This window comes from Streptomyces sp. NPDC028907 (genome assembly GCF_055564995.1).
In genome coordinates, this window is sequence record NZ_JBVHVE010000021.1 from 95,344 (window position 1) to 120,252 (window position 24,909).

A 24,909-nucleotide genomic window follows, 5' to 3' on the forward strand; every position below is an offset into this window, starting at 1 on the left:
ATGCCCAGTGGGATCGCCCTGGCCCTGTACGCCCTGACCGTCGTGTGCGCGGTGGTCCTGGTGACGGTCTGGGCCCTGATGAACCGGGGCCGACGCAATGCCGGATTCGCAAGCAAGGGGCAGCTGAAGCGTCAGATGTCGGCCAAGGCAGTCCTGAGAGCCACGGAGATCCGCCCTTCCCTCACCCGCGGTGAAGACCAGCCCGCTCGTGCATCAGCAGTGAGCCTCGCGAAGGACCGCTCCGCCGGTCGCTGATCCGCCCTCTCCTCGCCCCACTTTGATCCGGAGCACGTCATGCACCACCTCCCTGATCCTTACGACTTCGGCTATTCGCTGGGAACCTCGCAACGCCCGAAAGGTGTTGAGCTGTGGTCTCGCGCCGACAAGGCATGCCGGGTCATCGGTCCCATGGGCAGCGGAAAGACTCTGCGTTTCTTCGCTCCGACCATCCGCAACTGGGCGGGTCCGGTCCTGGCCACCTCGACCAAGCCCGACCTAGTCGAACTGACCCTCGACGCACGGTGGCGTGACGGCAGACCCGTCATGGTCTTCGACCCGCAGAACATCGCGCCCTCCCTCCCGAAGTTCCGTTGGACGCCGATCAACGGCGCGTCCGAAACGGAGGTCGCGATGATGAGGGCCAAGGCGTTCGTCGCGGGATCACGAACTCCCGGCTCCGCGGCACAGTCCAGCGAGGGCAGCGCCTTCTACAAGGGGCAGGCATCCAAGATCCTCGCCGCCTTCTTCCACGCCGCCGCCCTCGACGGCGCCAACCTCGACTGGGTGCTCAAGTGGGCCCGCAAGCTCACGGACCCCGCCCCCCTTGGCATCCTCAACGCCCATCCCGGCGCCGGCCCCGGCTGGGCGGACATGCTCCGCACTGCCACCACAGGAGACAGCCGCACCGTCGGCAATACCGCCTCGACCCTCGACGCGGCCCTGGAACCGTTCATGCACCAGACTGTGATCCGCGCTCTCCAGGGCGATGGAGAGGACGCTACGGACTTCCACGAGTTCCTTGACGCAGAAGGCACCATCTACCTGCTCGGCAAGGACTCGGAGGTGAACAGCGTCGCACCCCTGACCACAGCGATAGCCGAAGACCTGCTCGACCTTGCAGAGGATCACGCCATCGCCTCCCCGGCCGGACGGCTCGACCCGGCCCTCCTCGCCGCTCTGGACGAGGCGCCGAATATCGCGCCCATCCCCAGCCTGCGTCAGCGCGTCGCAGACGGCCGTGGTCGAGGCATCACGGTCATCTACGGGCTTCAGGCTTGGGCGTCCGCCCGCGCCCGCTTCGGCGAGGACACGGCGAAAGAGCTGGCAGCGTTCACCAACAACGTAGTGGTCTTCAGCGGGGACAAGGACCCTGCCTTCCTCAGGGACATGTCCGACCTGTGCGGTCAGGTTGAACGGGAGCGGACAACGAAGACCACGACTGGAGGAGACCGTGGCGGCCACTCGACCGCCACGCACATGGCACTGGAACCGGTCCTGCGCGGAGACGAGATCAGAGGTCTGCCGGAAGGTCACGCCTTGGTCCTCGCGGACAACCTCCCGCCCATCGTCACCCGTCTCGACGGCATGTGGACCTGGGAGTCCTGGACCGAGATCGAAGGTCACGTCCGCGACCTGCGAACGGCCAACGAGGCGGAGCGCTCACGGCAGGCCACGGCGAAGAAGAACCAGGCCAAGGCTCACGCTGCCGCCTGGACTGGCCGCCAGGGGGCGGCTGCCGCATGACGAACCTCCGTCCGCAATGCGAGCCCTTCCCCGAGCCGCCCGCGCTGATCTTGGAGTACATCGCGGAACGGAGCGCGGAGGAGTCCATGGTCGACGGCCCCGCTCCCTGGGATCTCGGGGCTCTGCCAGCCGAATTGATCGCGCCGATGCCCGCTTGGCTCGACTCCGTGTGCCGCTGGCTGAACTGGAGGTATGCCTGGCAGCCGCAGGACGTCATCCCGCCGTGCTGGATGAAGCACGAGGGCCTGGGGTACGAGATCGCGGCCCTGGCCTTCGCGAGAACCGATGCGTATGCGGACGCGGGCTCGACCCTGATCTGGCACGAGCAGTACGACCGGTTCCTCACTCGAATGAACAAGGCCCTCGGCAAGGCCGGCGATGAATGCCGGGTCGGACGGCACGAGGACCGTCCAGCGCGTTTCCAGCTCGAAGCCTGGCCCTCACAAGCCGATCGGCGCTTCGAAGAAGCCGAGCCTGCGCGACAAGCCGAGCAGACAGCGCACTGATGATGATCCCGATTCCTTAGGTCTTGTGCATGCCCGGGTAGTACTGCCGTCGCCAGCGATTCGGTTGATGGGCAGGTAGCAGCGTTCGGGGCAAGCCCGGGGCCGGTAGACCGTGATGGTCCCAACGCCGAAACCAGCGGCCAACTGGTGCGAAGGTATGACCCCACCGCAGGTGGGCAGGCCAGCATGGCCGGCCCGTCATGGGGGAACCGACGCCATCAGCTGCCGCGCTCCAGGCGTCGGGCACGAAGCAGGCCGGACAGGAAATGGATGGCCGAGCTGGAAAAAGCGATCCCCGATAGCCAGGGCTGGAGATGATTCACTGTCCGAACCACCCGCTGACGCAGCGAGCCCGTCTGCGTACGGGGAAGGTCGGTGTGGGCCTGCTGATGTCCGTGGTCAGTCTGGTCTGGGGTTGAGTCGCTCGGGTGGGAAGTGTTCGGTGCCCACCGGAGCTACGCCGGAGAGCGTGTGAACGGTGAGGTTCTCCAGTTCCGCGAGCGGGGTGAGGTCCAAGGGCTCGGGGGCGTTGCTGATGACAAGGCGGGTCAGCTCTGGGAGGTCCTTGAGCGGATTGAGTCCCGTGGTCAGCCGGCAGCGATTGAGCTGGATCTCCTTCAGCCGCCGGTGCCGTATCAGTGTCGCCGGATCGAGTGCGGTCTGGTCGTAGATGTGCAGATCGACCAGCTGGGTCTCCTCGTGTCGGCTCGCCAACTGGGCCCCCTGCAAGTCTCCTGCGATCCCCAGAGTCTTCAACTCGGGCCAGCGTTCGAGTCCGTGCAGGCCGATGTGCGCGGCGCCGCGCAGGAAGACAAGGCCAGTGAGCGCACTCTCGACCGGGATGGCGGCGACATCCGCCACCCCGGCGGCGAAGCCGAGCGCCAGATGGCGAAGATCCGCCAGCCCGTCGAGTCCGGCAAGGGACATGCCCTCAGCCAGGTCATGCACGGAGAGAAACTCGATCCCGAGGCCGCGCAGGGGGACGAGACCGTTCACCGACGGACAGCCTGCGAGGACCAGCGTGGTGAGGTGAGGCAGCGCACCCAGCGGTGCCAGATCGCGCAGCGATGGGTCGTCACAGACGAAGAGATACTCCAGGTTCCGGTGTTCCAGGATCTCGGCGGGCAGTCCATGGGGGCCGACGAGGGTGATCCGACGGAGATGTGGCAACCGTGGCAGTTCCGCCAGTTGCTCGGCGGTGGACACCCGTACGTAGGCCTCCGGCGTCGTGGCGGAAAGCACGGTGTCCGCATACCGCCGGGCGTCGAACGAGGACCAGGATTGGCAGAACTCCGCGACTACGGACATACGCGTGTCCTCCCGGAATCGCGCGATCACCGCCATCCCGGCGTCATCGCCCACCTTCGCGGCGGTACGCACGACGGCGCTCGCGGCCGTCGTGTCCAGTCCCTCCGGACCCGGCAGGAGTTCCAGCACGAGCTCGCCCACTTTTGCGAGTTCGTCCGCTTCGTACAATGTCTTGGGGGGCACCAGCTCCTGCATGCGGGCCTCGATTTCCGCCCGAACCACCGGATCGAGCTCCGCCGCGTGTTCCAGACTGGCCGCGGCCAGCAGCACCAGTCGGTGCCGGTGCCTGCGCACCTTGCCGGCTCGTCGCAGCAGTTGTCGGAGCAGCCGGCCCCGCTCGTCGACCCGTGCGTGCCCCACTGCCATGCGGACCACGTCGTCCCACTGGTCGTCGTGCGCGTTCTTCACCAGGACACCGAAGTCACGTGATTCGACGGCCGCCTTCGCCCCCAGGTAGTCCTGGAAGGTGCGGTGCACGAAGTCGACGTACCCCGGGACTGGCTCGCGTAGGAGGCCGCTGCGGATCAGCAGGTGCGAGAACACCTTGGCGGCATCACCTTGCTCGCGTACCCGCGGCATAGTGGCCAGCCACTCGTCCAGCATCTCGACCGCGTCGTCGTGGGACGCTTCGACCTGGCCGTTGCGGATCAGCCAGTACGCCAGGCGTTGCAGCAGTACCGTCTGTTCCTCGCGGGAGAGGGTGACCCCCTCCACGGATGCCACCTCCCGCTCCGTGTCGCGGCGAACCAGCAGCATGTCCAGCGCCGCGTCGTACAACTCCTTGCGTGCACGGGGAAGTTGCATACGGCGGTCGCGGTTCAGAGCGCAGAGCAGTGCGCACATCAGCGGGTTCGTCGCCAGTCGGCCCAGGTCGCGGCGTGTCGTCACGGCTTCCTTCAGGCCTGCTTCGTACGTGTCCAGCAGCTCCCGCTCCGAGTCGGCCGCGCATTCCCGACGTGCCGAGTCGTGCCAGTGCCCGATGAACGAGTGGATGTCGTCCCGCTCCATCGGCAGGAGCGAGTGCGCGGTGAAGTCCTGACCCGTCAGCCAGCTCTCGGGCACCGCAGACGGCCGTGTGGTGACCACGTAGCGTGCGTTCGGGAACGCGGCGATCAGTGACCTCAACCAGCTCTCCGTACGGCTCCGCAACCGCATCGGGACCTCGTCGACCCCGTCGACCAGCACCAACGCGCGCCCTCGGTCGAGGAGTTCCGTCACCCACCCGGCGGGTGGCTGCAGCGGCACCCCCGAGGCGGCCAGGAAGTCCTCCGGCATCGGCAGGCTGCCCAGTGAGTTGAAGGACCGCAGCCGCAGCACGAAGGGCACACAGCGGTTCCAGTCCGCCAGCTCCGTACCGAAGCTCCGCTTCGCCGCGTTGAGCGCGAGCCACTGCACAAGCGTCGACTTGCCCGCCCCCGCCGGGCCGCGCAGCATCAGTCGACCGCAGTCCGCCAGGGCACGTTCCACCTTGATGGCGGTCGGTGCGGTGCGCGGCAGACCGTGTTCCTCCCCGGGTGCCTCGTCGAACCGCTCATGGGTGACCGCGAGACTGATGTACGCGGCGTCCAACGACCATTCAGCGCGTGTTCTGCTCCCCAGCGTGATTCCGAAGAGCTCCACGCGCGAGTGGGTCGCGGCGACGAACTCCGCGTACCTCTCCTCGAAATCCAGCGCAACCGCCTCGGGACGAGGACCTCGCAGGTCGCGCAACATTTCCTCCGCACGGCCGGCCCTCCTCGTCTGCTCGACCGCCGCCCGCGCCGGAAACGACGCGTGCGCGGTGAGCTGCTCGACGACATGCGAACAGCACAGCCCCAGTAACTCCCCGTATAACTCGGCCGCTCGGTCGGACAGGTCCGTCACCGGCCGACGGACTTCTGCTGCCAGCCGCTTGGGATCCAGGTCCACCGCGAACAAGCGATTCGCGTCGAGCGGGGCCGCCGCCGCGAACGTGTCCTGAACCGCCGCCACGGCTGCAAGCCTCTCGTGCTCCGGCAGCGACCCGTACGCGGACGCGATCCGGCCGGACAGCACCCGCGCCAGTCTTTCCGGTGTCGCCGGCTTCGGCAGCGGCCGAACCGGATCGCTCACCAGCCCCGCCCCGGGCTTCGGCGTCAGTACGGACTTCGCGAGCATCGAGCCCACCGTCGACGCCAGCCGGACGAGCACTAATTCGAGACCTTGCATCGCCGTCGCCCTCCCCGTTTCAGCAAATGGCATGGTAGGCCAGAGCACTCCGCGTATCGGCGGAGATCATCAGCCAAGTACACGCGCGCTGCCCTCATGGCGTCTTCCTGCCCGATCATGGGGGGTACGCTCCGCTAACCCGGTGGGTACGGCTGTACCAGCGTGGTCCGTCTCCCCCTGTTATGGGCCGGGGGGAGACGAGCCACTCTTCGCTTGGTCTGGACGCTACTGATTGACCACGCCGAAGTCGACGTCGCCGGAGCACACGAGCTCGACGAACGAGGACCAGGCGGTGGCTGGCACCACGAGGGCCGGGCCGGTCTTGTCCTTGGAGTCGCGGATGCCGACCAGACTGGTCAGCCCTGCGATCTCGACGCATGCACCGCCCGAGTCGTTGCTGTACGACGACTTGAACCAGGCGGACTCTGGGGCCACATCCGGGGCCATGGTCTTGGTATTGATGGCTACTTCCACTCTCGGGCTAGTGCTTCCAGGAACCCGGCTGTGCGAGCCGGGGGCAGGGCGCTGTCGCGCATGGCATCGAAGCGGCGGACATTCCGCTGAACCTCCTGTCGTTCATCCGTGACGCTGATCGTGTTCCACATGTCGGATTGCACGACCGGGTCAAGGCTCTCGGAGAAGTCGAGCAGAATGAAGTTGCTTTCCGAGCGATAGGTCACGACGTCGTGAGGGAGGATCTGGACAGTCACGTTGTCCAGCTCACTCAGCTTCACGATCTCCTCGAACTGCCCGCGCATCACCTCGGGGCCGCCCACCATCCGCCGGACGGCGGCCTCATCCATGATTACGCGTAGCTCTAGCGGGTCATCCGAGCGTGTGATCAGCTCCTTCCGTTCCAGCCGTAGCCGGACGTTCTGCTCGATGTACTCGCTCGTCGTCTCATCCACCGGCTTGGCGATCTGGTACAGAGCCTTCGCGTAACCCTCCGTTTGGAACAGGCCGAAGACGAAGGCCGGCTGCCAGGCACGCATCACTGTCGCGTCCTGTTCCAGACCGCGGTACGTAGGCATCTTCGACGGCATGTGCGCCTTGTACGGCGTCCACGGTTCCTTGCTCAGCGACTCGCGATGCAACTGGAGAAGTGTCTCCAGATCCTCTCTGGGCAGATCCGGGTCGAGATGGTCGATGAGCGCTTCAAGGTCGCTCACACGCGGGAGGTCGTTCTCGCCGATCTCGACCCGCGCGAGCTTCGTATGAGAGAAGCCCAGGGCCTTGGCGACCTCCTGGAGCGTCTCCCCCTTCTTGTCCCGGAGCTTTCGCAGCTCCTTGCCCAGCTCCCTGCGTCGGAACGTCGCCCCGCGCTTCGCTGCCACTGTGTAACCCTCTCCCCAGTCCTGCCGGTGCTCAACACGCTCTATGTCCGGTGCCGTTGCGGGTCGTGTCGGTGAGTCTTCCACCCCCAGTGCCCTCTTGAACAACCACTTGCCTGTGCTTAGGCATTTGCCAATTTCTGCGCTCTCGCGATTGCCCTTGCACAGTAAATCGCACATGCAGCACGGTAGTTGAGCGCGCTGATCGTGAACCCAGTTCACGCAGCCCATGGGGACATGCGTCCCCGTGCATCGTGTGCGGTCCCGGCCTGCGAGGGCCAGCCCAGGAGACCTCGGGAGCCGGGCCGCACGGCACAACCCCCACTCCCCCGGACGAGCCGAGGCCTGCAATGCGCCAGAGCATCACCGTCCTCCGCAGAGGAGGGCAGGACTGGACGGACCAAGAACGTGCGTTTCACGCACGGTTTCATCCCGACGAGGTTCGTGTCGCACAGGACCCGCTGGTCCGGCTCATGGACGACCGCCGCGAAGTGCTCCACGGGCACCTCACTCGCATCGAGTCAGTGGGGCGCGTACCGCGAGTGTGCCTGTACCTACTCGCGGCGCACGACTACGAGCCGACGAACTCTTTCAATGCGGCACGGGATTACGCGCTCGGCCGGGGCTGGCAGATCAGCACGCTCCAGGTCTTCACGGACCGCATCGGCGCGACCGATCCGCTGCTGCGGCCTGGCTGGTCCGCGGTGCGCCAGCAGATCCGGGCCGGCTTCGTCGACGGGGCCGTGGCGCTCACGCACTCAGTCATCAGCCCGCACCTCGACGAGTACGAACTCCAGCTCACCCTGATCAAGGAGCACGGCGGGTTCGTCGCACTCGTGACGCCCGAGACCGCGGGAAGGCAGTCGTGAACCCGGGGGCGAGCACCGGACGGCCCCTCGACATCGGTCTACACGGCGGTGACGCAGCGGAACCCGGTGTCGTTGTCCTTCATCGAGACGTTGGCTGCGTTCTCCAGCGCCGGCGCGGCGCGCTCGAACGGGCTGCTGAACGCCGATCCCTTCAGTTGGTAGCGGTCCGGCCCGTCGGTTCCCGGCGTGGAGCACCACTCCCACACATTGCCGCACAGGTCGAAAACCCCGTAGGGGCTGACGCCGGACTGGTAGCGGGCGACCGGCGTCGTGCCGCCGATGCCCGACTCGGCGGTGTTGCACTTCGCGGCGGTGGGCTCGCTACCCCAGGGATAAGCGTGTCCCTTCGAGCCGCGAGCAGCCTTCTCCCACTGGGGGACGGTCGGCAGCACCTTGCCCGCCCATCGGGCGTACGCCTCAGCGTCGTGCCATGTCACCCAGACCACGGGGTGGTCGTGCAGGGCGCTGGGGCAGCGCCGGCCAGGCCAGTGCTGCGGGGGCCGGTGCCCTGTGGCACGAGTGAACAGCTCATAGTCGAGGTTGGTCGTCGGGTAGACGTCGATCCGGTACGCGTCCACCCAGATCGAGGTGTCCTCGGGACCGGACAGGTAGATGCCCTCCTCGATCAACACCATGACCTTCCCGTCGACCGGATGCCTCATGGTGCGCGGGTCGCGGCGCAGCAGCTCCTCGGTGCGCTCGTCGTGTCCCACGGCGGCCTGCTCGGTGAGGAGCTGGGCGAACCGCCACTGGGCATCGGGGGACGATGTGGAGAGCAAGGTGTCCAGCGCCGCTTGGTTGCCGGGGTTGGGCTTGATCGAGTCACCCCGTCCCTCCCAGTTCACGAGCTGCCGGGAGCTAATGCCGACCTTGGTTGCAAAGTCCTTGCCGTTCATGCGCAGTGCCTCGCGCAGCAGGGCGACTTCCCGCCCGGTCCACCGTGTGACCCCCGTCGTCACGCTCGCCCCCTGCGTTTACAGCGTTTCGCCGGGGATGGACAGGTACGTGTCGCGGAGTGCGCTCAGCACGGGGTGCTCGGTCGGCAGTTCCTGGTCGTCGATGGCCGACAGGGCGCGGACGCCGATGGACGTGTTCGTAGCGAAGGCGGCGGCCATGCCTTTGGCCTGGTCGACGGTGACGGTGGCGGTCCGGTGCTCGACGCCGGTGGCGTTCTGCTGGAGCAGGGCCATCGTCACGCCGGGCAGCACAGGTGCCTGCGGCCAGACCACGCTCCCGTTGCCGTCGATGAAGGCCACGTTCCAAGTGCCGCCCTCGGACACGTAGCCGTCGCGGCCGACGAACAGCGCGTCCTCGGCCCCAGCGAGCTGGGCCGCACGGCGCGCGTGCAGGGCACCGAAGAGGCCGCAGTGCTTGACCTGGGGAAGGTCACGTTCGTACTGCACGCTCTGAGCGCGCAGCGGGGCTGGAGGGAGTTTGCCAGCGGGGCGCACGGTGACCAGGACGCTCGGGTTCTTGGCGTCGGCGGGGTGGCCCAGCTCAACGCTGGGATCGTAGATCGTGACGCGGACGACGCACGGTCCGACCTGCCCGTCCAGAGCCGCGCGGACGTGGTCGCGGACACGGCCGGCGTCCAGGTCGGCACCGTAGACGATCTTGCAGTCCCGCACGAGGCGTTCCATGTGCAGCGTCAGGCCGCGGATGCTGTGGTCAGTGTCGACACGCATAGACGTGAAGTGTCCGTAGTTCGTCAACGCCAGAGGCAGCAAGTCATCTGCGGTTGCGGGCTTTTCGTCAAGTGTGACCATGCCGCCCAGCATGTCAGGACGGGCCCCGGCTCCGGCACCCCGAACGCCATTACTGACGAGTCAACTTCGTTGGAACTTCCTTCCCTCTTCAATACCGCACGGTGTTCGCTGGTCACCGTGCGAACACGCCCCGTGATCGACAGGACGAGGCGTGCCCTGCGACGCAACGGCGCCGCGTGGCGCACGCTCCCCCACACCACCCGCCTGGGAGGCCCCCGATGAGCCCCGCCGCAGTCGTCGCACCGGTTGCTGCGAAGCCGGTGGCGCAGACGTCGCGCGCCTTCGAGATGGCCTTCGCGTCGGACCCGCGCTGTGCTGGGCGGGCGCGCAGGATCACCACGGCCGTCCTGGGGCTGTGGAACGTGCGCGGGCAACTGGCCGAGAACATCGTGCTCGTCGTCTCCGAGCTGGTCACCAACGCAATCGAGCACGGAGAGGGAGACGTCAGGTTGCGAGTCCGGTACCCCGACGACGAAGTCCGCATCGAGGTCACCGACGGCAACCCGACTCCGGCCAGGATGCGGACTGCTGGAGACGACGACGAGTCGGGCCGCGGTCTGCTGCTCGTCACCGTCCTCGCACGGAAATGGGGCGTCACCAACGACGGCCGAACCACCTGGGCCACATTCCGCCTTCCATCGGGGAGGCCGTAATGGTTGCCATCGACTTAGCCACCGCCGCCGAGCTACTGAGCCGACCGGTCTCCGCCGAAGACGAAGCGAAGCGCAGGCTGGCCCACGTCCTTTCCCGCTCCCTCGTGGCCGAGGGAATCAGCGACGACCTGATCGACACCCTCGAAGAAGTCCTCAGCGACCGGCCATCCTCCGCGGCCCCCAGCCGGAGGCACGACGGCCTCTTAGCCCGTCTCGGCCTCCCCTTGCCCCGATCGCGGCCCCTCAAGGTCGAGCCGCTGAGCGAGCAAGACGCTGTGCGGATCACCAACCGGTTCCGCCGAGCCACCCACCAGCTCAAGCACGTCGTTCCGCACCGAGTCGCGGTGTATCCCACCGAGGAGATGAGCCGCCTTATCGCCCTTGGTGACGAACGGCCGACAGAGGTCGAGGCGCTGTCGTACCTACGCCGGTACGCCCTCGCGATCGTCGCCCTCCTCGACCTGATGGGAGACGACGAATGACCCGCACTTCGACGCCAAGCGGCGGACGTCGCCTCGCGATCACTCTCCAGTTCGGAGTCTGACGATGACCACACCACCACTGCGGCCCGACATCGCCCGCAATCTCATCGACCGCGCCGAGCGGGCACGGGAACACCGGACGAAACTCGTCCGCGGACTGCTGAGCCCCACCGAGATCGACATGGGACGGCACGTCGACCACGCCGACGCCCAGGTGCTGAGGCGGATCGCCTCGGAACACGGATGGCCCGGCAAGAGCATGGTCGGCGACGAGGGCGCCGAAGCCGCTTGGCAACTTGCCCTGTACGCCGATGACTTCCCCGACCTGCAACAGCTCGCGCTCCGGCTTCTGGCCACCGCGGTAGAGCAGCGCGAAGCGCCGATCCAGCAATGGGCGCACCTCCGCGACCGGTGCAGTATCAACGCCGGACAACCGCAGACCTTCGGCACGCAGTGCCGGCGCGACCTCGCCGGCATACAGATGCTGCCGACACAGGATCTGGAGAACCTCGACGCCCGACGTGCAAGCGTCGGCCTGCCGCCCCATGCCGCCGCCTACGAAGCCCTGCGGCTGCGCCACAGCCGCGAGGCGGAGACCGAGCCGTCCCACGAAGACGACCGTCCGCAGCTCGTACTGGTGGGGAGCGCAGCATGACGGCCACCACCAGCCCGTCTCCGTCGACCTGGACGAGGCCGACTCCCGGACCGCTGTTTACTCCTTCGCGTTCCCGGTCATGCCGGAGCAGCGAGGGTGCGACGATCGCGGACGTCTGGCCTGCCCTGACGGCCCGGCTCAATGCCCGGGGCTGGGAGAACACGACTCTGTCTGCTCCCCATGGGGGGCGAAGCGGCCCAACGCCGCGCGCCACGTCCGTTGCATCGTTCCCGCCGTGCTCCCCCTCGCAGCCCTGCGGTGGTCGCGGCGCCGTCGACGGCCGAGACCCGCCATATACCGCCTGGCCGCCGTCGAGGAACTGCGGTTCGCCGCGCTGTGTCAGCAGATCACCCACACTCGCCAAGGAGTACAGCAGTGACCACGGCCATCGCGAAGGTCATCCTCGCGCCCAGGGAACGGCAGGTCCTTGAGGGCCTGGCCGACGGCAGCACCCTCGCCGTGGTCGCGATTGACCTCAAGATCCGAGAGGGCACGGCAGCGGGCTACCTCAAGCTCGCCAAGCGCAAGTTGTACGGCGTGACCGAGAACGCTGCCGCGCTCGCCGTCGCCTACGCCACTAGGGCCGTTGATTGGCCGGAGCTGCTGAACCCCGAGGAGCTGGACCTGCCCCGTGAACAGCGCGAAATCGTGCCGCTCATCGCCCGGGGAATGACGGCCGCGCAGATGGTCACCGAGCTGAAGCGGCCGGTCGACATCGTCCGCCGGGACGGCCGCGACCTGCTGACGAACCTGCAAGCCCGCAACCGCGCCCACGCCATCACGCGGGCATGGCAGTACCAGATCTTGACCCCAGACCAGGTGATCGCATGGCTGCGTTGAGCCCCACCGTCCCCGACAAGACCGAGATCCTGCCGCTCGTCGAGGCGGCGCTCGAATGGGACCTGAACGGGGCCGATCTCCCGTCCGTCGATGTTGCTCTGGACATGGCCGAGGAGTTCACCCGCTACGGCCGGATGGTCTCCGACGAGCTGCGCACCCAACGCCTCAGCATCCCCGCCGACTCGGACGCTGGCATCGGTGCACAGGCCACTCTCGGCGAAGCAGCGGGGCGCCTCAACCTGAAGCCCCTGGCCCGGAGCGCCGCCCCGCGGTCGGCCACGCACCGCGCGCAGAACCTCGCCCGCCTCGTCCAGGCCCTAAACCACGCCACCGAACAAGTCCGCGAGGAGCGAGCGCGCGTCGCGCGCCTGAATCCGCTGCACGCCACCACGAAAGGCCAACAATGAAGATCCCGCACGCCGTCCTCGTCGCCTCCGCCGTGGGGGCTGCCGGGCTCTGGCTCGCCGAACGCCGGCACCGGCAGCGGCTCGCGCTGGACACCGCGCAGATGCACCAGCAACTGCTCGCTGACATCGCCGCTGCCCCCGAGCACCGGGCGATCTGGGCGGCCAACGGCCTGTCCGACGAGGAGAACGTCAGCCTGATGCACTGCAACCGGCTGATCAGCTTCCTGTCCGTCAAGTTCCGCGTGGGCCTGCTCGACAGAGCAGCGCTTCGTGTGCAAGCCCGCGCGCTGATGGAGCGCGCTCCCTACCGGGCGTACTGGGCCCGGTCCGGCGCCTTCCGTGAGGAGGAGGCGATGGACCGCACCGACCACGCGTTCAACTCGATCCTCGACGACGAGTACACCGCCGCGGTCGGTGACCTGGAGCCTGCCTCCGTCTAGGGCTGGGGCCTCGCGGTCGTATGGACCACTGTGCCCGTGCATAGAGGACCCAAAGACCGCAGTGGAGGAGGCGGCGCCGTGACGTCGCGCCCCGGCCGCCCTCCGTGTGGAGCCAGGGGCTGGCCCATCAACTCAACTCGCCACACGTAGTTATCGAACCCAGGGCTGAAGGGACCTCATGGACGCCAGCACCGTCGACGTCGCCGTCTGGAACATCGAGGCAGGCGCCGGCCGGAACGGCGAACGCCGCGAGGGCCAGTAAACGCTGTGCGCGAGCTGACGAGACGACCTGCCTGGAGACAGGCGGGTGCACCACCCGGCGACCAGACCTGAAAGAAGGCTCGGCACCGGAAGAAGCGCGTGGGGAGAGCCCCTCCCACTGGCTCTCCCCACGCTCGACCGCCTGAACGAGAGAACAGCAGTGGACCTTCGGGGGGCGGTCACAAGAGCTCCGGGTCGCCCCCGAGACCCTAAGAGAGAAGGAAGCTCCGCGTGTTCATCGACATCCCGAGCGAACTCGAAGCCGCTCTGATCGACCTTCCCCTCCCGACGTGGAAGCTGGATGGTTCGTGGAGCGGTACCGGACCGAGCTGACGGCCACCCCGCGGTTCGCGGAGACCACCGCAACGCTGCGCCACGCACTGACCGGGGAGGGCGGCGGATACGCGGTGCTGCAGCTGGGGAACCTCGCCAAGGCGCTGGGGACCGACGACGACCGGTTCCTGCGGCTTGCGACGGCCTTCGCCGCCGAGGTGGCGATCCCCTTCTCGCCCTTCCCACGGTGGCCCCTGTGGAAGGACATCGGCGTCAAGATCGACAAGGACCCCGGCAAGTCCAGCGGCATCGGGTACAACGCCTTTCACATGGACCTGGTGAACGCGACCCTGCCCCCGGACTACACCACGCTCCTGTGCGTTCGCCCCGACCCGCTCGGCGGCGGCCCCAGCATCCTCTCCGACGCCCACGCGGCGGTGGCGCGGTTGTCGGAGGACAGCCGCGCCCTGCTGGCCGAGTCGGCCTACCACTACGGGACCTTCTTCGACCTGTTCGGCGTGGGCGAGGAGTACAAGCCGTTCCCGATCCTGGACGGCTCCGACCCGGGCGAGGGGTTCGTCCGGTTCACCGCCAAGATGCTGGAGAGGTCCGAGCTCGGCCAAGTACACGCCGACGCCGCCAGGGAGCTCGCCGAGGAGCTGGTCCGGGGTCAGGTCTCCTTCATGCTCCAGCCCGGGGACTACCTCATCGTGAACCAGCGCCGCTTCCTGCACGGTCGGGAGGCGCTCCACGGCGGTCAGGAGACCGTCCCAGAGGCCGGTCGGCGGCTGCTCCTTCAGTTGTTCCTGCGCCCGAGGGCCGGCGATGGCTCGGCCGCGTAGTCGGCCGACAGCACCGATGACCCACCGAGTCCCACCCCGGGGTCCAGCCCTCGATCACGCGGCACGGCCACGGGGCGGGGCCCGGTCGGGTACCCCCGGAAACAGTCGCGTACCGGGCTCCCCGAGCCCGTGCGCGGACCTAGATGCGGGAGTTGCGCAGCGACTGCCACACAGCGCCGGCCAGCGCCCGCGACGCCCGTGGGACCGACAGATGCTCGTGCTCGCGGTACAGGGCCCAGTTGTATTGCACGAGCGACAGCTTGTTGGAGGACAGCGATCCCGCCTGGTGGGCCCTGTACACCGCAAGCGGCTCAGCCAGGCCCTGGGCCTCCGAGCCGTCCCGCATGATGCTCAACCACAGCGCGTAGTCCTGGCGCTTGCGCATCTCCGGCATCAGCCTCGTGCCCAGGACATTGCGGTCGTACATGGCCGTCAAGGCGCCGATGTAGTCCCGACGCAGCATCGCGCGGTAGTCCACGTGCTCCCGCGCACGGATCACCCGCCCGTTCGGGACCCAGTCGGTGCTCTCGCCGTCGTAGTCGGCGTCCATCTTGAAGTACGAGGTGAACGTCAAAGGCGCAGTGGCCTCCGAAGCGAAGGCGAGCTGCTTCTCGGTCTTCTCCGGAAGCCACATGTCGTCGCTGTCGAGAAAGGCCACGTAGTCCCCGCGGGCACGCTCGATCGCAAGGTTGCGGGCCCGGCCCGCACCGCCCTGTTCGGGTGCCGATTCCGGCAGGACGCGCTCGTCCTGCTCGGCGAACTCGCGGAGCAGGTCCATGGAGCCATCGGAGGACTGGTCATCGGTGACCAGAAGCTCCAGGTCGCTGTGGGTCTGCGTGAGCACCGATCGGACGGCTGCGCCGAGGGTGGCTGCCGAGTTGTACACGGGCATCACGACGGACACCAGGGGCACAGCGCTTCTCCCTACCAGACCAGGAACGACGGTCCATTCAAGCACCGCAATCGAGTAGGAGCTGCCATGCAGATAGTTGTCGCTGGTCAGGGCTACATAGGGCTTCCCCTGGCCGTACGCGCCGCAGAGGTGGGTCACCGTGTCGTCGGCTACGACGTGGACCCGCACCGCGTCCAGCAGCTCGCCGCCGGCCAGTCCTACGTGAGGGACGTGGACTCCTCGCGGCTGCGCGCGGTGCTGGACTGCGGGGCCTACTCCGCGACCGCCGACGCTGCCGCGCTGGCCGGCTTCGACATCGCGGTGATCACCGTGCCGACCCCGCTGCGGGACGGCGTACCCGACCTGACCTACATCGAGTCCTGCGCCCGGACGCTGGGAGGGCACCTTCGCCCCGGCGCGACGGTGGTCCTGGAGTCCACGAGCTATCCCGGCACCACCGAGGAACTGCTGCTGCCGATCCTGGAAAAGGCGTCGGGCCTCAAGGGCGGGGTGGACTTCTTGGCCGGATTCAGTCCCGAGCGGATCGGAAACAAGCGATGGTCGTTCGACGGGACCCCGAAAGTGGTGTCCGGAATCGACGCCAAATCACTCGATGCGATCAAGGGTTTCTACGACGGCATCTTTCAGACCACGGTACCGGTGTCCGGGACGAAGGTCGCCGAGCTGGCCAAGCTGTTGGAGAACACCTTCCGGTTCGTCAACATCTCCATGGTCAACGAGATGGCGATGCTGGCTGCTTCCCTCGGCGTGAACATCTGGGAGGCGATCGACGCCGCCGCGACCAAGCCGTTCGGATTCACGCGGTTCACCCCGGGGCCGGGGGTCGGCGGGCACTGCCTGCCCGTTGACCCGATGTTCCTCTCGTGGAAGGCCCAGCAGGAGCTTGGCGTCCCGTTCCGGTTCGCGGAACTCGCCGCCGACGTGAACCGGCACATGCCCGACTACGTCGTCCGGCGTCTCGTGGAAGCACTCGACAAGCGCGGCATGCCCGTCAGCGGATCTCGGATCCTGCTGCTCGGCCTGACCTACAAGTACAACGCCACCGACCTTCGCAATTCCCCTTCGGCACGTGTCGCCGAACTTCTCATCGACCTCGGCGCCGAGGTCCGCGGCGCCGAACCCAACATCCCGGACGGCGACGACACCAAGCTGAACGTGCCCCGGGTCGATGCGACCCCGGACGAGGTAGCCGCCGCTGATGCAGTGGTTCTTCTCATGGACCACCCGCGATTCGACCTCCAGATGATCGAGAAATGCGCAACCTATGTTCTCGACTGCCGAAACCGCCTTTCCGGGCCGAACGTCGAGACTCTTTAGCTTCTCGAAATCAGCCCTCGACCTCGCTGCAGATCCTCCATCATCGGGAGTTGCCTTGCGCGACGAATGGGAACACGCCCACACGGACTACACCATGCCCGCGCAGCGTCGAATTCCTTCCTCGCTGACCGAAAGCGAGAGCGACTGGCGCCACTACCTGGAGCACTCAACCCCCAACGGCTGGCTGATACGGCACAACGCGATGACCGAAGCGCTCGTCAGCGGAAAGCCGATGTACCTGCTGCACACCACCAAGGACATCGACGCCATCCGCATCAGCCGGCAGTTGCACGTCTCCAGCGGATGCCTGGTCGGAGCCCTGTACTGCTCGCCTCTCGTCAGTCAGCGTGAGGGACTTCGCCCCCACAACCTCGGCGCCTACCTGATGCGGACGAAGCCTTCCACCACGCCCATGGTCTTCGAGGTCATCCCGGACGCCCCGATCCGGCCCAAGGGCGTCGACTACCTGCATCTCGGTGCCATCCACCTGCGTACCTACGAGCGCTACCAGAGCTTCCTGACCCTGGCCGAGAACGACCAGCTCGACCACGCCGTGCTGACCGGGCTGCGTGCCGCGGCCGTGTTCCTCGACGTCGCCCTGCGCAACGCCGCCGGCCATGCCACTCCGGCACCCGAGTTCATCGACCAGTTGTCCGACGCCGTGGCCCACGTGCCGTTCCTCGGCTACCTGTACTTCGAGGTTCTGTCCGAATACCTGATGCTCCACTCCGTTACTCCGGAGACCAAGACCTATGCCCAGGCAGGAGAGCTGAACAACTGGCTCTACAAACGACTCGCCTTCGCCGCCGTGGACGGCATGGACCAGTTGTTCGACCTGGCCCGTTTCAATCCGCGCTATCACCGGCTCGTCCAGCTCATCGAAGGTATGGAACCAGCTCTCGGCCCGGGAGTCGCCGAGTACGTCCGGCGACGACTGTCCCACCTGTTCGCCCGGATCGCGCTGCACCCGTCCCAGGATGCGGCGTCGGTCACCTTCCTGGGCGCTGATCTCAGCACGATCCGGAACGTCGCGCCTGGACTGATCGGCCAGATGATCTTCCGCGAGATCCGGTACCTGCCGCGCTACCAGCAGCTCTACCACTGCTTCGAGAAAGCCAAGGCTCTTGAGGCATGGGATTACTGGAACAGCGAGGGAATACCCACACCCTTCAACGGAGTCCTCCCCAAAGGAGAGATAGGGATAAATCCGGTCTACCCCAGGTCGGCAGTCAGAGTATGGACGGCAGAACAGGACACTAAGGGCCACTTACATCCGTCCGACGAGGTCTCGGCCGTCTTCACGCCGCACCTGGCGTCGTGGTGGGCGCCACCTCGTCAGCGCGAGATGCGGAACGCCACCGCTGACTCACGAGTCGACGTGGCCCTGGGAGCCCGATCTCCGATTCCCACCCAACGGGCCTCCATTAATGGAGTTTCAGCATGACCTCCAAACTCTTGAACATCGTGACCGGCATCAACCGCACCTCCGTGCCTTCGTCCGGCAGCATGATCCTCGTCAACGATCTCTACAGCGCGATGCCTGACATCCACACGACCTTCCTGGGCAGGGCACCGGTCGATCAGGGCTGGAAGACCGCGTTCGATCATCTGATCGTCCTCTCCACGACGAAACGCCCTCACGGCCCCGACTTCGACCCATACGTTGACGAGTTGACGCGTGAGGTCGGTGCGCTCATCGAGAAAATCCAGCCGAACGCCATTCACGCCCAGTACCTCGGGTTCGCTCTCAGCCTGGCCTTCACCCGAACGGCCGGCAACATCCCGATCATCGCCATCGCCCACGGCCCCGACGTGATGGTGGCGGAGCGCAACGCATCGGAACGCGAGGCCATGAATGAAGTCGCTGCCGCAAGCGCCGCGATCGTCGCCCCGACCTCCGCCCTCGCCGACCGCATCGACCGTCTCACCGGACGCCGATTCACCGATCGACTCACCGTCATCCCGTGGGGCATCCGTTTGAGCGATGCCCGGGTACGCGATCAACCGCCTTCTGGAATCGGCCCTCTGTCTCTCGTGCACGCCGGTCGCCTGGACGACAACAAATCCACGATCACCGCCGTCGAAGCCCTCGCTTTGACCGATCAGCCGCACCACTTGACCGTGATCGGCAAAGGACCCCTACGGGAGCATCTGGAGCAGCGGGCTGTCGAACTCGGACTGCGGGGCCGGGTCCACTTTGATCCGTTCCTGCCCCGCGCCGAACTGTGGCGCCGTCTGCCGGACTTCGACGCCTTCGTCTTCACGACCAGAGGTCTGGAGGCTTTCGGGCTCGTCCTCATCGAGGCCCAAGCCCACGGACTCCCGGTTGCCTACTCCGATCTTCCTGGTGTGAGGGAAATCCTCGGGAGCGCCGGCGTTCCCTATACTCCTGGCGACCCGCGCTCGTTGGCCGTGGCCCTAGACGAGATGGGCGGGGATTACCACCGGCGCAATGCCCTGACCAAGGCATCTCTCAACAACGCGCGCCGATACGACATCACTACCACCGGCCGACAGCTTCGCGAACTGACGCTCCGCGTTACCTCCCAATGCAAGGACAACGGATGTCGCTCTACATGAAGACCCTGATCATCGGTGGCAGCGGCTTCCTGGGGGCTGAGCTGATCCGGCAGGCAAGCGCCTTCGGGCGCCCTACGGCAGCGACGTACGCGACCAAGCCCGGCGACGCGTCCCAGGCGGATTGGTACGCCCTTGACCTGCGAGACGTGGGCCGCCTGAATGCCGTCATGACGGAGGTCGAGCCGGACATCATCATCAACGCATCGAGCGGCGGGGCCGACTGGTCGATCACGGCAACGGGCCCCGTCGAGCTCGCGATGCTGGCGGTCAGGCGCGGAGCCCGCTTCGTCCAGGTGTCCACGGACGCCGTGTTCTCAGGTGTCGACGTCCGCTACGACGAGTCCGCCCTCCCGGACCCCATCACCCCATACGGTGCGGCCAAGGCAGCAGCCGAGACAGGGATTCGCGTCGTCCATCCGGGAGCTGTGGTCGCTCGTACATCGCTGATCATTGGTGAGGGCGGGTCCGAACACGAACGCCTGGTACACGAACTCGCCGCCGGTACCCGTGACGGGACCCTGTTCACCGACGACATCCGGTGTCCGGTCCATGTCTCGGACCTGGCCGCCGCGCTGCTGGAGCTGGCAGTGAGCGGCGCCGCGGGAATCCATCACGCCGCGGGGCCCGACGCCCTGAGCCGCCACGAACTCGGCGTCCTCATTGCGCGTCGCGACGGCCTGGACGCATCCCGACTGCCCGCCGGCCTGCGCGCCAAAAGCACGGTTCCCGGCGCCCTCGACGTACGCCTCGACAGTCGGACGACTCAGCGCTCCTTGCGCACTCGCCTGCGCGGTGCGCGCGACTTTCTTGGTCTGCGCGAGGACGGACCCGAGGTCGCCTCGGGTTACAGGCGCATAGACCAGGACGACCGCGGGGCGAAAGGCGACAGACTCCATCACAGGAGTGGCCCAACGGGTGGCTCGCTCGGTCCATCGTGCGACTGATGCGCATGCGCGTCGGCTTGCCCGGTGTAGGGAGAGACGGGAATCCCATCTCGACCATGCTGGCGACGGGGCTCGTCACTCGACGTCGGCGTCCCTTCGGCCCGCGCTGACAACTCATCCCGAAGACCAGCGACGCGGTAGGCCGCACCGTTGGACGTGTTGCGCGCCTTGGCGGCCTCGGCCCGGATTTGCTCGGCTGCCTGGTTGTCCTTCTCCTGGGCCCGCCGAAGGAGTGCGGCCTTCTTCTGCTGCGGCATGTCCGCTTCGGTGAGCACGGCTTCATGTTCGCTGGCCGGCCCGGCCTGCTGGGTGACCTCGTGGAGCCGCGTGCTCATCTGCTCCAGTTCTCGCGCGTCCTCCTCGCGCGTGCGGAGCAATTCCTCACGGTCGGCCTCGACCGCAGCCCGATCCTCTCCACGGAGCACCGGCCGCCCGAAGCGGCCTGTCTCGGCCAACTGCTGTTCGAGTCCTTGGATACGGGCCTGCGTGTGGTGGAGTCGGTGAGTGCACTCCGTGATCGTGCCGCCCAGTGCTCGGACTTCACGGATCGCCACGGCACGCTGGGCAACGTCCTGCTGTCGACGGCTGAGCGCGAGCGCGTTCGGGCCTGTCCCGGCGGCAGCCTGCTGTTCGGCGCGATCGGCGGCAGCCTCCGCCTTATCGGCCGCCGCGCTGGTGGCGCGGGCTGCCACGGTGGCCTTGCGGGCTGCGTCGCGCAAGGCCGAAGTGGTGAGGTGAGCGTATGGGCGGTCGGCCGTCGGCACAGGTTCCGGAGACGCGGTCGGCTCCTCGCGCCCCGCGGCGGGCGCCGGGGTGGGTCGGTTCTCGGTCTCCATGTCCTCGTCGGGAGTGTCCGCGTCGTGCGGTTCTCGGGTACCGGGTGCGCGCGGGGTCGGCAGGTCCGCTACGGCCTGGCGGACGTGGGCGGGTACAGCGTTCTTCGGGAGTTCGGTGAGGATCATGCGTTCCTCGGTGCCGTTCTCGATCTCGCGGATGAGGCCCGCGACAGCGCGGTCAAGCTGCTCCTGCTCGGTGAGTGCGTCGCCGCTGCGGGCGCGGTCGGCATCGGTTTCGTAGACGGAGAGCGGCAGGAAGAGGTGGGACTCCTTCTTGTCGCGGCTCATCATCGTGTAGAGCGCGTTCGCTTGTGCGCCTGGTCCGTAGACCAGGGCCTCTTGGACGCTGAGGCCCTGGGACTTGTGGCCGGTGATCGCGTATCCGAGGCTGAGTCCGCCTTGTGCGATGTAGTCGGCGTCGACCCATTCGGCAACGTCACGGTGGCCGTCGGCGGTCGTCTCTCGCCACTCGACCAGCACCCGGCGTTCCTCGTCCACGGCCCGCACGATTCCGCGGAGGCCGTTCAGCACGTCTTCGTTCTCGCCTCGGGTCCGCTTGCCCCGGTAGTCGTTGATCCGAAGGAGGACCTGGTCCCCTACGGACAGCATCAGCTCGCCGCCGCCGGGCAGCGCGTAGGCGTGCTCCGGACCGGTGAGGTCGCCGTTCTCCTTCCGCAGGGCGCGGGCCCCGACGTTCAGTTCCTCCACGATCTCGTTGGTGGCGGCGAGCATGAGGAGCTGCTGCACGGCGGTGTGGTCGTCGGTGTGCGCGGCGCGCTTGTCGGCCCAGATGGTGAGCATCGCGGCGAGGGTGGCGTCCTTGTCCGCGAGGGCGTGCACGCGGCCGGTCCCGGCGAAGGTACGGAGTGCTTCCACGCGGTTGTCGTCGCGCCACAGTTCCAGGGCCCGGCGCTCGATCGCGTCCTTCTGCCGGAAGTTCTCGTTGAGGCTGAGTCCGCCCACGATGTGGTGCACGGCGGCGAAGGAACCGCCGATGCCGGGCGAGTGCAGCTGCTTCGGGTCACCGATGCCGACGACCTTCGTGCCGGTCATCGCGGCGTGGGTGAGGAGTTCGGCAATGTCGCGGTCATCGCACATGGCGGCCTCGTCCACGACCAGCACGTCAACGCCGGTGAGGCCGGGGCCGCCGGTGCGGATGCCGGTGAGCCAGGACGCGAGGGTGCGGGACTCGATGCCCGCCTCGGCCTTCAGGTTCGCGGCGGCGACGGCGGCCGTGCTCGCGCCGGCGATGACGAGACCGTGGGCCTCCCATGCCTGCCGGGCGGTGTCCATGATCGTGGTCTTGCCCGATCCGGCGATGCCCACCACCGCGTCGATTCCGTGCCCGGCCGTGAGCAGCCGTTCGAGGACGGCGCGCTGTTCGTCGGAGAACGCGAAGGTGCCACCGTGCTGGGCCTCGACGGTGGACAAGGTCATGTCGACCGTGTCACGGCTGACGACGGCGGCCTGCGTGCCGAGCCGGTTCGTTGCCTCAGAGACGATCAGCGCTTCCGCCGCCACGACGTCCGCCGTGGTGTACCGGTCGGCGTGCGTGAAGTGCTGAGCGCCCTTCGGATTCAGCTGAACCGCGTATCCGGCGTGACGGAGGACGGAGGTGGTGAGTTGTTCGGCCTCCTCGGCGTTCGCGACTCCGTACGGGAGGGCGTCCAGCACGGCGGCGATGGCGGCGGCATGGGTGAACTCCTTGGAGTGACTGGTCAAGCCGGCCTTCGGGGCGAAGACCTGGGCGCACAGCTCGTCCAGAGAGGGGTTCTGGTCCGCTCGGGTCTGCTCCATCGCGCTGGCCGCGATGGCGTCGGGGTCGTCACCGGCAGCACGCCCCTCGGCCTGCCAGTAGGCGCGAAGAACGTCGTCCCCGACCCCGGCGGCCTCGCCATTCTTCGCGGCCTTGGACGCGGTGGAGGCGGCCGTGCGCTCGCGGGTCGTGGCGCTGTCGTAGTCGATGCCCAGCTTCGTCAACAGGTCCCGGACCTGGCTGTCGCGCTTGCTGAACAGGCGGATCGTCGCCTCGGGAATCGCTGCGATCTCCCATGCGCCGGTCCGCTCCTCGCGGCGGAAGCTGATGCCGAACTTGTCGGTCAACTCCCGGCGGATACGGGCGTTCATGAGGGACTGAGTCGCGCGGGTGTGCCGGTGGAGGTCGCGACCTCCGCTGGCCATGGTGGACCACTTGCCGTCTGTGCCCTTGACCATGTTGGCCAGGGTGAAGTGCAGGTGGAAGTGGGGGTCGCCGTACGGGGCGCCGTCCACGGGCCGGGCGGCGCGGTGCACCATCATCCAGCCGGAGAACCCGCTCGTCTTCACCCTCTCCGCTTCGTCGCCGTCGCCGTGGTGACCTCGCATGGCGTACGCGGTCCACCGTTCGAGGGCGGTGATGGACTCGCGGCCGGCGGAAGTGTAGATGCCCTCGACCTGGGCGGCGATCTCCTCAGGGGCGTAGGCGAGGAACGCGGACTTCGACTTCGCGAGGTCCAAGGTGACGTCGGCACCGAAGTTGCCGACCTGCGCTCGGCCTTCGAGGAGAGCGGCCTTGATCTCCTCGGCGTCCCACACGTCCTCGGGCGCAAGTCCTGCCGCCTTGGCCATGGCAACAGCTTCGCGCACGTCCATCGGCAGATCCCGAAGACGGCGTTCGCTTTCGCCTTCGGTCTGGGCGTACCGGCGCTTCATTGACGCGGCGGTGAACAGGTCGCCGGGCTGTTGTCCGGTCTCGGCTGCGCGGGCCTCGACGGCACGCAGGAGCGCACGGGCGTCCAGGCGGCCGCCCGCCTCGGCGGCCACGGCCTTCTCCAACGCGTCTTCGCCGTACAGGTCGACGGCGTCGATGCCGACGGCGTCGGCGAGCTTCAGCACGGTGGAGGCGGGGACCCGATGCGATTCCCCGAACCGCTTGAGCTGGCTCTCCATCCTTCGGAAGGCGTCCTGCTTGCGCTTGGAGTCCAGCAGAGAGACGGGGTTGACACTGCGTTCGGCGGCTGCGCGGCGGATGGCACGAGCCAGCGGAGCGGCGGGGAGCTTCGCGGCCGGCGCGATGGCGAGCTTGGGTTCCACGAGGGTCTGCCCGGTCCGGGGGTCTTCCCCGTGCATGAGCCGCCGGGCGGCCTGGAACTGCTCGGGGGCAAGGACGCTGCCGGGTGTGATGTCGAACTCGGTGAGGCCGTTGCCGATCCACACCAGAGGGCGTTCGCTGGCATCCAGGTGGTAGTCCACCTGTCCGTCGGCGGCAGGTGAGGGAAGGGCCTGTTCGCCGTAGATGTCGCGGGCATCAAGCCCGGCTGCGGCAGCGACTTCGACGGCGTCGAACCCGGTGAACCGAGCCGAGCCCTTGCTACGGATGAGTCCGCGTGCACGGAAGAAGGCGCGCTTGGCCTCGCGGGAGCCGAGCAGGGACGCGACGGGAGCACCTGCCGCTTCGGCCTTGGCCTCGATGGCAGCGATGAGGGGTGCCGCGTCGACCGTGGTGGGCTTCCCGCAGCCGTGACCGCCGGTAAGGCGGTACTCAACCTGTTCGTCGGACGGGCCGATCATGGTTACCCACCCCAACGGCCCGCTCACCCCCCGCTTGCATTCAGTCAGATTCGGTCATCCTGGCTGATTGTATCGTCACGAAGTGACGATACCTTGGTCCTTAAATTGCGAAATCGAGGCTGACGACGGGGAGACGGCGCTGGTCAGCGAGGCGATGGGGGCTCGAAGTTCAGGCAGGTCGGTGTCTGATTGCCGATGTGACTGTTA

At 67.4% G+C, this 24,909-nt stretch carries 22 protein-coding genes; 15 read left to right on the plus strand and 7 right to left on the minus strand.

What is annotated here, in order from left to right; translation table 11 throughout:
* From ACZ4UU_RS40980 to ACZ4UU_RS40990, 3 genes are all read left to right on the plus strand, one after another.
* Positions 1–255 carry a hypothetical protein gene (locus ACZ4UU_RS40980; RefSeq protein WP_471908529.1) on the plus strand — a complete coding sequence of 85 codons (255 nt, stop codon included), beginning with the start codon at positions 1–3 and terminating at the stop codon, positions 253–255.
* Positions 256–408: 153 nt separating this feature from the next.
* Complete coding sequence (locus tag ACZ4UU_RS40985; protein ID WP_471908530.1) at positions 409–1,743, plus strand: type IV secretory system conjugative DNA transfer family protein; 1,335 nt, start codon at positions 409–411, stop codon at positions 1,741–1,743.
* On the plus strand, positions 1,740–2,249 hold the full coding sequence (locus tag ACZ4UU_RS40990; protein ID WP_471908531.1) for a hypothetical protein: 510 nt from the start codon (positions 1,740–1,742) through the stop codon (positions 2,247–2,249). The genes ACZ4UU_RS40985 and ACZ4UU_RS40990 overlap by 4 nt, the downstream gene beginning before the upstream one ends.
* Positions 2,250–2,648: 399 nt before the next feature.
* On the opposite strand, the gene ACZ4UU_RS40995 is transcribed toward ACZ4UU_RS40990, so the two are convergent.
* The 3 genes from ACZ4UU_RS40995 to ACZ4UU_RS41005 all read right to left on the minus strand — a co-directional run bounded on the left by ACZ4UU_RS40995 (position 2,649) and on the right by ACZ4UU_RS41005 (position 7,078).
* On the minus strand, positions 2,649–5,744 hold the full coding sequence (locus ACZ4UU_RS40995) for an NACHT domain-containing protein (protein ID WP_471908532.1): 3,096 nt from the start codon (positions 5,742–5,744) through the stop codon (positions 2,649–2,651).
* A 225-nt stretch (positions 5,745–5,969) separates the two neighbouring features.
* Positions 5,970–6,191 (minus strand): DUF397 domain-containing protein, encoded by a 222-nt coding sequence (locus ACZ4UU_RS41000; RefSeq protein WP_471908533.1) that lies wholly within the window; start codon positions 6,189–6,191, stop codon positions 5,970–5,972.
* Between the two features lie 17 nt (positions 6,192–6,208).
* Positions 6,209–7,078: a helix-turn-helix domain-containing protein gene (locus ACZ4UU_RS41005; protein ID WP_471908534.1), complete on the minus strand. Its 870-nt coding sequence runs from the start codon at positions 7,076–7,078 to the stop codon at positions 6,209–6,211.
* 470 nt (positions 7,079–7,548) lie between these two features.
* Here ACZ4UU_RS41005 and ACZ4UU_RS41010 point away from each other — a divergent pair, with 470 nt between their 5' ends.
* Positions 7,549–7,944 carry a hypothetical protein gene (locus tag ACZ4UU_RS41010; RefSeq protein WP_471908535.1) on the plus strand — a complete coding sequence of 132 codons (396 nt, stop codon included), beginning with the start codon at positions 7,549–7,551 and terminating at the stop codon, positions 7,942–7,944.
* Positions 7,945–7,982: 38 nt separating this feature from the next.
* On the opposite strand, the gene ACZ4UU_RS41015 is transcribed toward ACZ4UU_RS41010, so the two are convergent.
* Positions 7,983–8,903 (minus strand): SUMF1/EgtB/PvdO family nonheme iron enzyme, encoded by a 921-nt coding sequence (locus ACZ4UU_RS41015; RefSeq protein WP_471908536.1) that lies wholly within the window; start codon positions 8,901–8,903, stop codon positions 7,983–7,985.
* A 15-nt stretch (positions 8,904–8,918) separates the two neighbouring features.
* Positions 8,919–9,710, minus strand: a complete 792-nt coding sequence (locus ACZ4UU_RS41020) for an aminotransferase class IV family protein (RefSeq protein WP_471908537.1) — start codon at positions 9,708–9,710, stop codon at positions 8,919–8,921.
* A 218-nt stretch (positions 9,711–9,928) separates the two neighbouring features.
* Here ACZ4UU_RS41020 and ACZ4UU_RS41025 point away from each other — a divergent pair, with 218 nt between their 5' ends.
* The 7 genes from ACZ4UU_RS41025 to ACZ4UU_RS41055 all read left to right on the plus strand — a co-directional run bounded on the left by ACZ4UU_RS41025 (position 9,929) and on the right by ACZ4UU_RS41055 (position 14,563).
* Positions 9,929–10,363 carry an ATP-binding protein gene (locus ACZ4UU_RS41025; RefSeq protein ID WP_471908538.1) on the plus strand — a complete coding sequence of 145 codons (435 nt, stop codon included), beginning with the start codon at positions 9,929–9,931 and terminating at the stop codon, positions 10,361–10,363.
* Complete coding sequence (locus ACZ4UU_RS41030; protein WP_471908539.1) at positions 10,363–10,845, plus strand: hypothetical protein; 483 nt, start codon at positions 10,363–10,365, stop codon at positions 10,843–10,845. Before ACZ4UU_RS41025 ends, ACZ4UU_RS41030 begins: the two co-directional genes overlap by 1 nt.
* Positions 10,846–10,909: 64 nt before the next feature.
* Entirely contained in the window at positions 10,910–11,500 is a 591-nt protein-coding gene (locus ACZ4UU_RS41035; RefSeq protein WP_471908540.1) for a DUF6624 domain-containing protein, read from the plus strand.
* 375 nt (positions 11,501–11,875) lie between these two features.
* Positions 11,876–12,340, plus strand: a complete 465-nt coding sequence (locus tag ACZ4UU_RS41040) for a hypothetical protein (RefSeq protein WP_471908541.1) — start codon at positions 11,876–11,878, stop codon at positions 12,338–12,340.
* Positions 12,328–12,747, plus strand: a complete 420-nt coding sequence (locus ACZ4UU_RS41045) for a DUF6415 family natural product biosynthesis protein (RefSeq protein WP_471908542.1) — start codon at positions 12,328–12,330, stop codon at positions 12,745–12,747. The genes ACZ4UU_RS41040 and ACZ4UU_RS41045 overlap by 13 nt, the downstream gene beginning before the upstream one ends.
* Positions 12,744–13,187 carry a DUF6082 family protein gene (locus ACZ4UU_RS41050; protein ID WP_471908543.1) on the plus strand — a complete coding sequence of 148 codons (444 nt, stop codon included), beginning with the start codon at positions 12,744–12,746 and terminating at the stop codon, positions 13,185–13,187. Before ACZ4UU_RS41045 ends, ACZ4UU_RS41050 begins: the two co-directional genes overlap by 4 nt.
* Positions 13,188–13,738: 551 nt before the next feature.
* Positions 13,739–14,563 carry a TauD/TfdA family dioxygenase gene (locus ACZ4UU_RS41055; RefSeq protein ID WP_471908544.1) on the plus strand — a complete coding sequence of 275 codons (825 nt, stop codon included), beginning with the start codon at positions 13,739–13,741 and terminating at the stop codon, positions 14,561–14,563.
* 139 nt (positions 14,564–14,702) lie between these two features.
* On the opposite strand, the gene ACZ4UU_RS41060 is transcribed toward ACZ4UU_RS41055, so the two are convergent.
* Positions 14,703–15,476 carry a glycosyltransferase family 2 protein gene (locus ACZ4UU_RS41060; RefSeq protein WP_471908545.1) on the minus strand — a complete coding sequence of 258 codons (774 nt, stop codon included), beginning with the start codon at positions 15,474–15,476 and terminating at the stop codon, positions 14,703–14,705.
* 66 nt (positions 15,477–15,542) lie between these two features.
* Between ACZ4UU_RS41060 and ACZ4UU_RS41065 the strand changes: the two genes are divergently transcribed.
* From ACZ4UU_RS41065 to ACZ4UU_RS41080, 4 genes are read left to right on the plus strand one after another with little or no spacing between them, the layout of a single operon-like run.
* The gene (locus tag ACZ4UU_RS41065) at positions 15,543–16,793 is read left to right on the plus strand and encodes a nucleotide sugar dehydrogenase (protein WP_471908546.1); all 1,251 of its coding nucleotides are present in this window, start codon (positions 15,543–15,545) and stop codon (positions 16,791–16,793) included.
* Complete coding sequence (locus ACZ4UU_RS41070) at positions 16,741–18,237, plus strand: hypothetical protein (protein ID WP_471908547.1); 1,497 nt, start codon at positions 16,741–16,743, stop codon at positions 18,235–18,237. The genes ACZ4UU_RS41065 and ACZ4UU_RS41070 overlap by 53 nt, the downstream gene beginning before the upstream one ends.
* A complete protein-coding gene (locus ACZ4UU_RS41075) occupies positions 18,234–19,373 on the plus strand; it encodes a glycosyltransferase family 4 protein (protein WP_471908548.1) in 1,140 nt (379 codons plus the stop codon). Before ACZ4UU_RS41070 ends, ACZ4UU_RS41075 begins: the two co-directional genes overlap by 4 nt.
* A complete protein-coding gene (locus ACZ4UU_RS41080) occupies positions 19,358–20,317 on the plus strand; it encodes an SDR family oxidoreductase (RefSeq protein WP_471908549.1) in 960 nt (319 codons plus the stop codon). Before ACZ4UU_RS41075 ends, ACZ4UU_RS41080 begins: the two co-directional genes overlap by 16 nt.
* Here the strand turns inward: ACZ4UU_RS41080 and mobF are convergent.
* Positions 20,269–24,702: a MobF family relaxase gene (mobF, locus tag ACZ4UU_RS41085; protein ID WP_471908550.1), complete on the minus strand. Its 4,434-nt coding sequence runs from the start codon at positions 24,700–24,702 to the stop codon at positions 20,269–20,271. The genes ACZ4UU_RS41080 and mobF overlap by 49 nt on opposite strands.
* Positions 24,703–24,909: the final 207 nt, after the last annotated feature.